The 12,693-nt window shown below is 42.9% G+C and carries 12 protein-coding genes and 1 pseudogene; 6 read left to right on the forward strand and 7 right to left on the reverse strand.

The genetic code is table 11. From position 1 onward, the window contains the following. Positions 1-13 precede the first annotated feature (13 nt). The 3 genes and pseudogenes from CJ483_RS09765 to CJ483_RS09775 all read right to left on the reverse strand — a co-directional run bounded on the left by CJ483_RS09765 (position 14) and on the right by CJ483_RS09775 (position 4,273). Complete coding sequence (locus CJ483_RS09765) at positions 14-511, reverse strand: helical membrane plugin domain-containing protein (protein ID WP_182917013.1); 498 nt, start codon at positions 509-511, stop codon at positions 14-16. Continuing rightward, positions 486-3,466: pseudogene (gene fdhF / locus CJ483_RS09770) on the reverse strand (formate dehydrogenase subunit alpha). The gene CJ483_RS09765 and the pseudogene fdhF overlap by 26 nt, the downstream one beginning before the upstream one ends. Before the next feature lie 3 nt (positions 3,467-3,469). After that, positions 3,470-4,273 (reverse strand): formate/nitrite transporter family protein, encoded by an 804-nt coding sequence (locus CJ483_RS09775; RefSeq protein WP_120034432.1) that lies wholly within the window; start codon positions 4,271-4,273, stop codon positions 3,470-3,472. Positions 4,274-4,438: 165 nt separating this feature from the next. On the opposite strand from CJ483_RS09775, the gene CJ483_RS09780 reads away from it, so the two are divergent. Both CJ483_RS09780 and CJ483_RS09785 read left to right on the forward strand, forming a co-directional pair. After that, the gene (locus CJ483_RS09780; RefSeq protein WP_120034434.1) at positions 4,439-4,657 is read left to right on the forward strand and encodes a helix-turn-helix domain-containing protein; all 219 of its coding nucleotides are present in this window, start codon (positions 4,439-4,441) and stop codon (positions 4,655-4,657) included. A 216-nt stretch (positions 4,658-4,873) separates the two neighbouring features. Continuing rightward, positions 4,874-5,500, forward strand: coding sequence for an FMN-dependent NADH-azoreductase (locus tag CJ483_RS09785; RefSeq protein WP_120034436.1), 627 nt, complete (start codon positions 4,874-4,876; stop codon positions 5,498-5,500). 50 nt (positions 5,501-5,550) lie between these two features. Here the strand turns inward: CJ483_RS09785 and CJ483_RS09790 are convergent, their stop codons facing one another. After that, positions 5,551-6,837: a glycoside hydrolase family 18 protein gene (locus CJ483_RS09790; protein WP_120034438.1), complete on the reverse strand. Its 1,287-nt coding sequence runs from the start codon at positions 6,835-6,837 to the stop codon at positions 5,551-5,553. 175 nt (positions 6,838-7,012) lie between these two features. Between CJ483_RS09790 and CJ483_RS09795 the strand changes: the two genes are divergently transcribed. Continuing rightward, positions 7,013-7,465 carry a nucleoside deaminase gene (locus CJ483_RS09795; RefSeq protein ID WP_120034440.1) on the forward strand — a complete coding sequence of 151 codons (453 nt, stop codon included), beginning with the start codon at positions 7,013-7,015 and terminating at the stop codon, positions 7,463-7,465. A 21-nt stretch (positions 7,466-7,486) separates the two neighbouring features. Here CJ483_RS09795 and CJ483_RS09800 read toward each other — a convergent pair whose 3' ends face one another. After that, positions 7,487-7,621, reverse strand: coding sequence for an FbpB family small basic protein (locus CJ483_RS09800; protein ID WP_120034442.1), 135 nt, complete (start codon positions 7,619-7,621; stop codon positions 7,487-7,489). A 543-nt stretch (positions 7,622-8,164) separates the two neighbouring features. Between CJ483_RS09800 and CJ483_RS09805 the strand changes: the two genes are divergently transcribed. Beyond that, positions 8,165-8,623: an OsmC family protein gene (locus CJ483_RS09805; RefSeq protein ID WP_120034444.1), complete on the forward strand. Its 459-nt coding sequence runs from the start codon at positions 8,165-8,167 to the stop codon at positions 8,621-8,623. 284 nt (positions 8,624-8,907) lie between these two features. Here the strand turns inward: CJ483_RS09805 and CJ483_RS09810 are convergent, their stop codons facing one another. Continuing rightward, positions 8,908-9,285 (reverse strand): hypothetical protein, encoded by a 378-nt coding sequence (locus CJ483_RS09810; RefSeq protein WP_120034446.1) that lies wholly within the window; start codon positions 9,283-9,285, stop codon positions 8,908-8,910. Between the two features lie 117 nt (positions 9,286-9,402). On the opposite strand from CJ483_RS09810, the gene CJ483_RS09815 reads away from it, so the two are divergent. Both CJ483_RS09815 and CJ483_RS09820 read left to right on the forward strand, forming a co-directional pair. Continuing rightward, positions 9,403-10,281 carry an alpha/beta fold hydrolase gene (locus tag CJ483_RS09815; RefSeq protein ID WP_120034449.1) on the forward strand — a complete coding sequence of 293 codons (879 nt, stop codon included), beginning with the start codon at positions 9,403-9,405 and terminating at the stop codon, positions 10,279-10,281. An 86-nt stretch (positions 10,282-10,367) separates the two neighbouring features. After that, positions 10,368-11,261: an alpha/beta fold hydrolase gene (locus CJ483_RS09820; protein ID WP_120034451.1), complete on the forward strand. Its 894-nt coding sequence runs from the start codon at positions 10,368-10,370 to the stop codon at positions 11,259-11,261. A gap of 68 nt (positions 11,262-11,329) precedes the next feature. Here CJ483_RS09820 and CJ483_RS09825 read toward each other — a convergent pair whose 3' ends face one another. After that, positions 11,330-12,691 carry an APC family permease gene (locus tag CJ483_RS09825; protein WP_120034453.1) on the reverse strand — a complete coding sequence of 454 codons (1,362 nt, stop codon included), beginning with the start codon at positions 12,689-12,691 and terminating at the stop codon, positions 11,330-11,332. Between the last annotated feature and the right edge of the window lie 2 nt (positions 12,692-12,693).

Raw genomic sequence — 12,693 nt, forward strand, 5'->3', positions numbered from 1 at the left:
ACCCCTCCTTCTATTAATGAGTCTCCCTTTTATCCTGCTGAAATGCCTGGCCCATTCCTTGTAGAAATTCCGTCATGACTGCCAACGAGGCCCGGGCTTCAGGAGTACGAATGCTCTTTCCTAGCTTCCAAATCCCTGGATCTTCTTTTCTTTCTACACTTTCTGAGACCCTTTGCATCCCTTGATTTACACCTTCTAGAATATTCGCCAACTGCTCTGGATTTACAGCTCCTAAAAATTTGGCCGTATTCATTCCATTTTTAATAATGTTGTACATCGCTGGCTGATTCATCTGCTGGATAGCAATGGCCCCCACATCCGTGCGCTGCTCAAGCAAGCCTTTAACGATGTTCAAAACTCCCATTTCATGAAGGTTCTTTAAAATTGCGATGGTGCTGACGATCGCTTCCCGATTATCGGCTAGCTCTTTGATGATGGCTGTTACTGCCTCAGTTTGTTCTTCCTGCTGATTTGGAATGTTTCTGCTAATTTGCCTGACTGCCTTGGCCATACTCATCCCCCCTTATTTCAATAATTTCCTCAATCGGTATGAAATCCAGCCGTTTCCATTTTTCCTCTACTCTCACGCTGATCTGAGGAACACGGTTTCCAAACCGGTGATTCACCGGTGGAAGTGGAGGTTCACCTTTTTCTTCAAGAACTTCCATCTTGACGCCCATTTCCTTATAGTTTGGCGTATGAGTAATCTTGTCATGATAGCTGCTCGTTAAACGGTTTACCGCTTCGATTTCCTCAGTCGTGTTCATAGTTAAATACAGCTCGTTGCCTCTTACACGTTCCGTGACAATCGTTCTTACTTCCACATGGCCATAAGGAGAAGTCAACCGTACCAAAGATCCATCTTCAATGCTCCTTTGGCTAGCAAGCTCTGGCGATATTTCAAGCCACGGGTGTGGAACTTTATGAGTTAATCCTTCCGACCGGTAAGTCATGTTTCCTTCATGGAAATGCTCCAACAACCGGCCATTATTTAAATGCAAGTCATATTCTTCCCCTGCTTCATACGGCGGTGTGAAGTCAACTGGATAAAGCCTTGCCTTTCCGTCCGGAAACGCAAAACGGTCTTTGTATAGAAGGGGCGTATCTGTTCCATCGGCAGCGACCGGCCATATGAGACTGTTCCACTCTTCCAGACGATCATAGCTGACCCCTGCAAAGACAGGTGCAAGCCGGGCTGCTTCATCCATGATCTCGCTCGGATGTTTATAATCCCAATTGGCACCCAGCCTGTTGGCCAACTCTTGAAAAATCCTCCAGTCTGGTTTAGAATCTCCAAGCGGTTCCATTACCTGATAGAATCTTTGAATTCTCCGTTCTGTGTTCGTGAACGTCCCTTCCTTTTCAGGACTTGGAGCAGCTGGCAAGATCACATCTGCATACTGAGCCGTTCTGCTGAAGAAAATGTCCTGAACAACGAAGAAATCAAGCTTTTCAAAGTGCGCTTCTACATGGTTTGAATTTGAATCGACAAGCGCCATTTCTTCTCCGAAAAGGTACATCGCTTTAATTTGCCCCGTCTGAATACCTTCCACCATTTGGTGATTGTTGAATCCTGGTTCTGCCGGCAGAGTCACACCCCATTCTTTTTCATAGCGCTCTCTGGCTTCTTGATCTTGGACAGGTTCGTATCCAGGCAACCAAGCTGGCATTGTTCCAAAATCACAAGCTCCCTGTACGTTGTTATGCCCTCTCAGCGGATAAGCTCCTGTTCCGGGACGACCAAAATTCCCGGTAATCAATAATAAATTAGCAATAGCTGTACTGGCATCAGTCGCTCCCGTATGCTGGGTAATTCCCATCGCCCACAGCGCACACACTGATTTAGCTTCATGAATCATTGTCGCTGTCTCAATCAGCTGTTCTTTCGTGAGCCCGGTTGCTTCCTCTGCATAATCCAATGTGAATTTTTCTAAAGAAGTGATATATTCATCTAATCCATTCACTCGCTTGTTTAAAAACTCTTTATCCTCCCAACCTTGATCCAATATATATTTGGTCACGGCAGAGATCCAAATCAGATCCGAGCTCGGCTTTGGATGCAGAAAAAGATTAGCTCGTTGTGCCAGCTCATTTTCTCTTAAATCAGCTACGATCAGCTTTTGGCCATGTAATTTATGCGCCCTTTTTACCCTTGTCGCAAGCACTGGATGAGACTCGGCTGCATTTGCTCCGATCACGATGACTAATTCTGATTGCTCAATGTCTCTCATCGTTCCTGAGTCCCCGCCGATGCCAACCGTCCGCATAAGCCCCGCAGTAGCTGGAGACTGACAATACCGTGAACAGTTATCTACATTGTTGGTCCCCATCACAGCACGTGCCAGTTTCTGAAATAAGAAGTTTTCTTCATTCGTACATTTAGAGGAGGCAATATAGCCGATAGAGTGTGGACCATGCTGTTCTTTAATAGCTGTGAGTTTGCTGGCAACAAGGTTTAGCGCTTCCTCCCATGTTGCTTCTACAAACTCATCTCCCTTGCGGATTAGAGGGGTCGTTAACCGCTTCTCGCTGTTCACGAAATCCCACCCCCATTTTCCTTTCACGCAGGTTGAAATGCCGTTGACAGGTGCCTCCTCTGTAGGTTCAATTTTCAAAATTTCACGGCCCTTTGTCCACATCTCAAAGCTGCAGCCAACACCACAATATGTACAAACCGTTTTCGTCCGCTTAATGCGTGATTTTCTCATGGCTGCCTCTACTTCTGAAATAGCAAAAATCTCTTTATAGCCAGGTTCTACTTCTTTCGTTAAGTCAATCATCGGCTCCAAAATTTTTGGAGGAATGGATGTTAAATAGCCAGCTTCCCCGAGCATGGATTTCTCCATTAAGGCGTTGCATGGACAAACAGTAACACAATGTCCGCATGATACACATGAAGAATCATCAATCGGAACATCGTTATCCCAGATGACCCGAGGGGCTTCCCTGCTCCAATCGATTGTTAACGTTTCGTTCACCTGCAAGTCTTGGCAAGCCTCCACGCATCTTCCACATAATATGCACTGATCAGGCTCATATCGGTAAAAAGGATGGGAATGATCAGGAGGATACGGCTTAGCTTTGAATTCATACTTTTGATGCTCAATCTCCAAATACTCTGCCGTATTGTGAACGGTACAATTGCCGTTATTATTGTCACAAACCGTACAATAAAGCTCATGGTTTTTCAATATTCGTGACATCGCTTCGTATTGGGCTTCCCGTACAGGTGATGACAGCGTGTCTACCTGCATACCTGCTTCCGCTTTTGTAGAGCAGGCTCGTACCATTTCTCCTCCTACATTGACGAAACAGGTGTCACATGTTTGAATTGTTCCTAGATTTGGATGATAGCAGATACTAGGGATGAAAAATCCCCTGATTGAGCAGCCTGCAGGATAGTCTGTCCCGGCTTTGCCGTGAATTCCTTGTCATTTATCCGGATTGAGAATGCGGATTCTTCCATTCTTTATTCCTCCTTGCTTTCAGTATTGCTGACTGGCGCAAGTTCCCGCCGGTAAGCAATCCAATAAAAAGCTGAAACAAATAGACTTCCTCCTATAGCATTCCCAATAAATACAAGAATAAAATTATAAAAATAATCTCCCCAATTAAAATAGCCTGCAAAGATAGCTGCAGGAATAACAAACATATTGGCGACCACGTGCTGAAACCCGATAGCAACGAATGCCATAATAGGGAACCAGATCGCTAATATTTTCCCACCGATATCCTCTGCTCCATAGGCCATCCAAACAGCCAATCCAACGAGCCAGTTACACCCGATAGCAGAAAATATCGCTGCCAACGGATTAGCTTCCAGCTTAGCTTGTGCTGTTGCAACCGTTTTTTCGAGATAAGGGCCAGCTGCCGTCAGTTCGGCTATGTGGCCGAAAAAATAAGCGACGAAGAGTGCTCCAATAAAATTGCTAATGGTGATCCAAAACCAGTTTTTGGCAAGCTGAGCTACAGTAACCCGTTTAGCTAAGCAGGCCATCGAAACAGCCATCATGTTCCCCGTTAATAATTCTCCTCCCGCGATAATAATTAGCATTAATCCCACAGGAAATACAGCGGCGCCTAAAAAGGCTGAAAATGATCCCCACTCGTGAGGCAAACTGGCAACTACTCGTATATCTAAAAGATAGCCGAGTGAGATAAAGGCTCCTCCCAAAAAACCCAATAACAACATACTGTGAAGTGGCAAATGAACTTTTCTCGCTCCAGTCTCTACTGCTAGTTGTGCAATTTGCTGTGGACTGTGATAAGCCAATTCTCTCTCCTCCTTTGCTGACATTCTTTTATATACCTTCCCTAATAATGGAGATTTCAACAATAAATTTTCTTCTAATGGATTTGGTATATAAAGAAGAAAGGTAGGATACCTTTTTACATAAGAAATACTTTAAAGGACTCTATGGTAAGGAGGTCATTAGACATGGAGAGAGATCCATTATTTGAGAGGGTCAAGGGGATGATTTTATCTTCATCCAAGAAGCCGAAATATATGGCTATATCGACAGTAAAGGTTGCAGAAATATTAGGCGTAAAACCTGCTGATGTCGAACAGGGATTACAGAAACTGGTTCATGAAGGCAAACTAATCAGATCAAAGATAGAGGAAGCGCCGAATAGTGAAATTTATTCATTGCCTTAAATCGTCAACATACGAAAGAAAGGCTGTCAGGAAAAAAGGCCGGACAGCCTCTGTTGACAGCTTATCCCCCTCCTTTCTATCAGGCTTCCTTATTAAAAGCCAGGAGGGTCAATGATTGACAATAACTTTTTTCTTACTTTAAACTAGTAAAGACAATGACTACAATACCGCCTTATCTTATAAATATAATAAATTACATATTATGGAGGAATTTGCATGTCTAAAGTTTTATTTATCAAAGCTAATCCACGACCAATCGATCAGTCTGTAAGTGTAAAGTTATATTATGCGTTCCTTGAGAGCTACAAAGAAACTCATCCGCACGATGAAATCACTGAGCTTGATTTGTTTCAAGAAAACTTGCCGTACTATGGCACAGATATGATTAACGGCATGTTTAAATTAGCAAAAGGCTTAGAATTAACAACTGAGGAAGAAGCAGCTACCGTTACTGTCAATAAATACTTGAATCCATTTCTGGAAGCAGACAAAGTCGTCATCGCCTTCCCACTCTGGAACTTTACTGTGCCTGCAGCGCTACATACGTATTTAGATTATTTGTCGCAAGCTGGCAAAACGTTCAAGTATACACCTGAAGGTCCAGTTGGTTTACTCACTGATAAAAAAGTGGCCCTTCTGCAAGCACGTGGTGGTGTTTACTCTGAAGGACCTGCACAAGCAACAGAAATGTCCATGAATTATGTAAGAACCATTCTTGGCTTCTGGGGAGTAAATGATATCACAACCGTTATTGTTGAAGGCCATAATCAATTCCCTGACAGAGCCGAAGAAATTATTGAAGAAGGCGTAAGGAAGGCCGCAACAGCGGCCAACACATTTTAAATAAACATCACAAGGGGCTTTCCTGTCGGAAGCCCCTTATCTGATCGTCTTTATGCTCTTTTTCTAATAGTAAAGTTATCCTCCAACAGCAGCCAATTTTGTGGAAAAGAGAGACCAAGTTTCCAATACATAATCCCCCTTAAGCCAAATTGCTTGATCAGGTCAAATTTTGCCTGAATGCTGCGCGCATCTTCAAACCATACTTCATGCTGTACTCCGGCATCATCGATGTACTGAAAGAAAGGCGCTTGCGCCTGGTAATCATATTGAATTTGAGCATTTTCCCTTAATGCGATGGCGATTGCCTGCTGGGGACTGACAGCTCTTGCTGGCGGACCTCCTGCTGGTGGATAAGGAGCTGCCCAATTATAGCCATACAAATTTTGCCCCAACAATATTTTATTCCTCGGAATAACGCTCACGGCATAGCGCACAACATTTCTAACTGGCCCAATCGGGCTAACCGCTTGCGGTTCACTGTACGTGTATCCCCATTCATAAGTCATCAGAGCCACAAAATCAACAATTTGCCCAATGGCTTCATAGTCATGAGCGCCGTAAATCCCAGTTGTCACATCGCTCGCTTTCGGTGCAACAGCGGCCGATATCATTAAACCGGCCGCGTGAAGCCTGTCTCTCGCTTTTCGCAAAAATGTATTATACAGTTCGCGATCTTCAGGCCTCATCAATTCAAAGTCAAAATGGATGTCTTCATAACCAACATCATTAGCCACTTGGATAATATTTCCAAATAACTGATTTTGAGCGGCATCATTCGTAAATATAGCATGCGCGAGATCAGCACTAAACTGGAACTCTTCTATATTACTGATAACCATTGCATTGATCGTCCTTGCAGCGCGAGCAATGGCAGGGATGTTGTCAATTGTAGGGGCATTGAGCGATCCGTCGCGATTGACCTGATAGCTGAACATGGCGAGATATGTTAAAGAGCCAACTCGATTGCGCACTTCATTGATGATCGCTTCGCTCACCGATGCTTGTGGTTCAACATAAAGCAGCACATCAATTGTAGACTTCGGCCGGGGAGGGATATATAGACGTTGCCCTATCTGAAGAGGAGCGGACACGGATATATTATTAACACGCGCAAGCTCGCTAACAGTTGTGCCATACGTTCTTGCGATGACGGAGAGCGACTCTCCTTGCCTTACCCGATGGTATCGCCCTGTAACCGGAATAACCAATGCCTGCCCGACAACGAGACGTGAAGGATCAGGCAATTCATTTGCCTGAGCAATCGCTTGCACAGTAGTTCCGTAAATTTGAGCAATCCGGTATACACTTTGGCCCTGCTGGACAACATGGATCTGCACAATAAACACCGCCTTTCTGAATAAAAGACTCCTTCACAATCCAATATATTTGCCGTTCAAGCCTATTATTCAGCAAAATCACTTCTTCTCTCTTAGTATACTGTGGTCCATTTAGGAAAAATAATGATAAATGCCTTATAATGATGGTGAAGAGTTTTCAGAGGAGGTTGTTAGATTGGATTCATTTATGAAGCGAGCGTTAGAATTAGCTGTGGAAAATGTTCAAAGCGGTGGCCAGCCATTTGGAGCAGTACTCGTGAAAGACGGCAACATCATCTCTGAGGGAGTCAATGAACTCCATAAAAAATATGATGTGAGCGGTCATGCGGAAATGCTGGCAATCCGGCGTGCACAAGAACAGCTACAGACAAATGACTTATCGGGTTATACGATATACGCAAGTGGGGAGCCTTGTCCGATGTGCTTTGCAGCTATGTATTTTGCGGGCATTAAAGAAGTTTTTTATTGCGCGGCTGTTGAGGAAGCAGCAGCAGTCGGACTGACCACCTCTGGAAAGATTTATGACGATTTAAAAAAATCGAGAGAAGAACGAACCCTTTCGATGGTTCACATGCCCCTTAATGAGGGACAAGCCAATCCTATGGAACTGTGGGGAAAGCGTTCCTAAAGTAAAAAAAGCTAGCTTTTGTTAAGCTAGCTTTTTTAACTCATGGCGCTCTTCGATACGCTTTTCAATCTTTTCAATCGCTTGTTTATCATTAAGCAATTGTTCCTTATTCTCTTGAATAAGCTCTTCAAGAGATTTCTTGTGCTTGATGCGCATAATTTTACACTCCTTTATATGTCATTTGTCTCCATAGACTTTAATTAGAAAAATTATTTGTAATAGAATTTTCTGAAAAATTCCATCTACCCTTAATATATACCACATCACATCTTAATAAACGTTCGGATTTTGACAATTATATGAAGGATTTTTATGTAAAATTATTTCCTGCGAAACAGAGGCTTTGTCCTAAAGAAAAAGAGCCTTCTTGGCCATTTCTTTTTTTCACTAAACAAAAGAAAAACAAGAACCTCTTTTTCAAGAAAAAAGAAGCCTAACTATTTTTCACACGTTTGCTGTTCACATTGTTATAGTTGATGATTTCATTCACTCTTCCAAATCACCGCTAATTGAGAAAAGAAAAATTTCTAAAATAACAGCCATTGCGAGCAAGCGGACCAATTTAACGAAGTACTTTAATAAAGCCAGGTTTGTACATACCTTTTGCCGCTTATGCAAATCACCATTTTATAAAAGAATAAGAAATGGTTGAATGGCTTTGAGTGGTTATTTTACCTTATAAAAAAGGAGAGAAAATCGATGACATTACACAGTTTTCATTTAAAAGCACACTGGCCCGGCCTGCGCAATGATGTAGGCCAAATTGAAACGGGCAATTTACAAACAAAAGTATCCATTCCACCCGAAATGGACGGCCCCGGTATCGGCACAAACCCGGATGAGATGCTGCTTGGTGCTGCAGCTACCTGCTACATTATTACCTTAGCTGCCATGATGGAGCGCAGCCATCTCGAAAAAGACAGCTTGACGATGGAGTCGGAAGGCATAGTGGAAGTTATAAATGGGATCATTACCTACAAAACAATCATTCATCGTCCAATTATTGTATTGAATTCCCAGGCTACCGACAGGGAGGTGTCATTAGCAAAAAAACTTGCTGAAAAAGCGGAAAAATCTTGCATGATCAGTCGAGCGCTTAAAGGAAATGTTGATATCCAACTGGAACCCTCTATTGAATTGGGACTGTCCGATAGCTAGCTATCGGACAGTTTTTTTATTTATGAGACTATGTTATACTCGGTTGTTGATGTCTGCTGGGGGCGGTCCAAGCCTCCTCGTTGCATGCGCTCCTGCGGGGTCTCACCAGAATTGTCGGGTTCACCCATCTATCGCTACAACCAACTCTTTAACAGAGCCTTATTTATAAGCAGACATAAGCCTGTTGCGAGCAGAGTTTTGTCGATGATGGCTGTAATTTTATCATTTACGGGCGAACCAGTTGATTCCAAATATGCGTCGCGTATATGTTGAGATCACTTTGCTTACTCCTTCTTTACATCTTTCACAATAAATTCCCCGTTTGACTGACTGTTATCAATGGTAATAATAAGTGAATTTGTCTCTCTCGGAACATTCAGCACTTTTACTTTGAGGATAATTTCATACTCTACCCCCGGCTTCATTTCTTCTGATGGCTCGGGTAAAGCCGCTTTTTTTATTGAAAGAATACGTGCATGTTCAAATTGCGGGAACCTAACATTGTAGGCACTTTTTATGGATTGCGATATTTGGGCATGAAATTGGGCAACCAGCACTTCCTCCATGTCCTCATTACTGACGCCTTGAGCAGTTACATTCATCATGCTGCTGCCTAAGAAGATAACAACAAACAAAGACAGAGAATAAGCTATTTTTTTCAAGAGACTCACCTTTCTTTCTTCTTTAACTTTCCCTAATGGTTTCTATTCATAAGCGTTAACTTATACCACTTGCAAAGTGTGGCTATTCTAAAAGAAAGACGGATAGGAGGCAGACACATGATTTATGAGCACTCTCATATTAAACACCACGTAATGCAACAATATGAGGATTACTTGCGGTTATTTAAAGATAAAGTAGAAAGAGAATACGTACAGACAAGGTTTGGACGAACACATGTATTGAAACTCGGCAAAGAGGACGGCAAACCGTTATTCATTTTCCACGGCGCCAATTGCCTGAATCCAATGACACTTTCCTGGTTTGAGGGATTGTTTGCTGATTATAAAATTTATGCGCCGGATACAGTCGGTCATCCCGGTTTCAGCGATGAAAGACGAATCAATCCTGAAGATGACAGCTTTGCCTTATGGGCGAACGACTTGTTGGACTATTATGGGATTGAATCCTGTGCCTTTGCCGGTGTGTCTTACGGAGGCGGCATCGTTTTACGGCTTGCCGCTTTTTATCCGGAGAAAATAAACTGCGCTATCCTCGTTGTTCCGGCCGGGATCAGCCCTTTCTCTAAATGGTGGACGATAAAGAAAATGCTCCTTCCATTTACACTTTACCAATTGAACGATTCAACGAAGCAAATTGAAGCAGTGGCTGATGCCATGTCTGCGGGTGAAATGAAAACGATAGATAGAGAAATCATCGCCACAATCTTTCAACATGTCAAGCTTGAGCATGATTTGCCCAAATTAACGACAACACAAGAACTTCAACGTTATCACTCACCCACAATGGTGATTGCCGGCATGCAGGATGTTTTCTTTCCTGAGAATAAGCTATTTCAGAGGGCAGCCCCTCTCTTTGGAGACCTTCTTGAATGGCGAGCTTACAACATGGGACATTTTCCTTCAAGAAAACATATCGAGAGAATGAATAAGGACATGTCTGATTTTTTAGTTCGTCATTACCATTTAACCGACTGATCCCTCCCTGGATTTTCATATTTTTATGGTGTTTTCTGTTAAAATACTGATTACAAAACAGTTATTTTATACAGGGGGCGGGATGCATGAAAAATAAATCCATCTACAGGAGTGAGCGAGGAAAACAGCTTATTCTTGGAAAGTATGAAGAGTACCTGCAATCATTCAGCTGTAAAATACAGAGAGAATATGTGCCGACAAGATTCGGCCGGACACATGTCTTAACGATGGGAAAAGAAGATGGAAAACCATTATTTATCCTTCAAGGTGGCAATTGTATTAACCCGGTCACCTTGTCCTGGTTTGAACACTTGCTCAGTAAATATAAAGTATATGCTCCCGATACAATCGGACATCCAGGTTATAGTGATGAAACGAGGATATCAGCCAAAGATGAGAGCTTCGCGTTGTGGATCACTGATCTTCTTGATCATTACCACATTGAGCGCTGTGCCTTTATCGGCCCTTCATATGGGGGCGGGGTTATTTTGCGGCTGGCAGCTTTTCGTCCCCAACGAATTGCCTGTGCTATACTTGCTGCTCCAGCAGGCATCAGCCTTGGTTCAAAAACAAAAATGATCAAAGAGATTATGATGCCTTTACTTCTTTACAAAATGAGCGGTTCAAAAAAACACCTTGCCTCCATTGCCAATACGATGTCTTGGGGCAGCATGAAAGCAATGGATAGAAAGATCATTGGGATGATTTTTAAGTATGTTTCCCTTGAGCAGGACATGCCAAAATTAACAACGAAAAGTGAATTAAAGCATTACCATTCTCCGACTTTGCTGATTGCCGGAAAGACTGATATTTTCTTCCCGGAGGATGCCTTATTAAAAAAAGCGGTTCCCCTTTTTGGGAACCTGCTGGAGTGGCGGGCGTATGATATGGGGCATTTCCCTTCCTCTTCACATATTGAGATCATCAACCATGATATCCTCGCTTTTCTGGCTGCACACTATTCATCTGTCGAGAACTGAGGTGCTACTGATTCTTACGTCCATAAGCTAAGAAGGCAGCCCATTCTCAGGCTGCCTTCTTAGTTTTATCATTCAATATCCAGTGACATGTCTCTCTTCTTAATCTTTAAAAAAAGCAGATAAAGGATACCGATGCCAAGCCAAGAAAAGCCAAGTTGCTTGGAAAGCGGATCGAGATTGAACCACACATAGCCAATAATAATGAACCCAATCAAAGGTAAAATTAGATGGCGCACATAATCTCTGCTCTTCTGCTTACCCATGTAATAGTTGATCACAGATAGATGCAAAAACAAGAAAGATGACAATGCCCCAAAGTTTACTACAGACGCCAACTTATCCAGCTGCGAAGAGAAAAAGAATGTTACAATAATAGAAATAACTGCAATGACTATGGTGCTCGTGTAAGGTGTATTATATTTAGGGTGAATTTTCGCTAATAATACCGGCAGCTTGCGGTCACGCGCCATGCTATAAAGAATGCGCGAAATGGCGGCTTGGGCCACAAGTGCATTGGCGATTCCCCAGGAAAAGACTGTGGCCAACAAAGTCAACATTTTCAGCCAGGGTCCGCCGACAACTTCGGCAACTTGGTAAAAAGCGACGTCCGGATTTTTAAATGTTTCATAATCAGGCCAAATTAATGCTGCAACCCATGTTTGAATAATGAATAGAATGCCGACGGTTAACAGAGCATACACACATGCTTTGCCAATTGCCTTGCTTCCTTCTTTTGATTCTTCCGCAAGGGTAGAAATACCATCAAAGCCGAGAAAGCTCAACACGGCGATTGAAACAGCCCCCATAACTACGCTCATACTAAATTTACTCTCATCGTAAAGCGGTTTAATGTTGAACTCCGCCCCGTTGACTCCTTTTACAATAGCGAGTACACCTACTGTGATAAAGATAGCTAAGATGATCAACTCAATCACAACAATAATTTTATTTGCCTTAGCGGTGAATTCAATGCCTAAAATATTGATTAATGTATTAATCGCAATAAAGGCTACTACCCATACGAGCATCGGAACTTGCGGAACAACATCGCTCAAGGCTGCTGCGCTGACTAAATAGAGCAAAGACGGAATGAAAACGTAATCTAGAAGAATGAGCCAGCCAGCGATAAATCCTACCGATTCGTTGATTCCTCGCTGGGCATAAGCATAGACAGATCCGGCAATCGGAAAAGCTTCTGACATGCGAGCATAACTAAATGCAGTAAAAATCATGCCGGCCATTCCGATTAGATAAGCAAGGGCCACCATCCCATTCGACCCTTGAGCCACCACACCATAGATTCCAAAAGGCGCAATGGGGACCATAAAAACCATTCCGTAAATCAATAAATCCCAAAAGGACAAAGAACGCTTCAGACCTGGCTTACCCGAGTTTGGGGGTAATGATGATTGTGCCGCTTTAAGTGCCATCC

It is taken from the genome of Bacillus sp. PK3_68 (genome assembly GCF_003600835.1).
In the GTDB taxonomy this organism is placed as follows: Bacteria; Bacillota; Bacilli; order Bacillales; family Domibacillaceae; genus Pseudobacillus.

Excerpts from the sequence above, each read along its gene's own strand:
- CJ483_RS09815 (WP_120034449.1), top strand. The coding sequence starts at position 9,403 with ATGATTTATGAGCACTCTCATATTAAACACCACGTAATGCAACAATAT.
- CJ483_RS09765 (WP_182917013.1), bottom strand. The coding sequence starts at position 511 with ATGGCCAAGGCAGTCAGGCAAATTAGCAGAAACATTCCAAATCAGCAG.
- CJ483_RS09780 (WP_120034434.1), top strand. The coding sequence starts at position 4,439 with ATGGAGAGAGATCCATTATTTGAGAGGGTCAAGGGGATGATTTTATCT.
- CJ483_RS09820 (WP_120034451.1), top strand. The coding sequence starts at position 10,368 with ATGAAAAATAAATCCATCTACAGGAGTGAGCGAGGAAAACAGCTTATT.
- CJ483_RS09825 (WP_120034453.1), bottom strand. The coding sequence starts at position 12,691 with ATGGCACTTAAAGCGGCACAATCATCATTACCCCCAAACTCGGGTAAG.
- CJ483_RS09785 (WP_120034436.1), top strand. The coding sequence starts at position 4,874 with ATGTCTAAAGTTTTATTTATCAAAGCTAATCCACGACCAATCGATCAG.
- CJ483_RS09805 (WP_120034444.1), top strand. The coding sequence starts at position 8,165 with ATGACATTACACAGTTTTCATTTAAAAGCACACTGGCCCGGCCTGCGC.
- CJ483_RS09800 (WP_120034442.1), bottom strand. The coding sequence starts at position 7,621 with ATGCGCATCAAGCACAAGAAATCTCTTGAAGAGCTTATTCAAGAGAAT.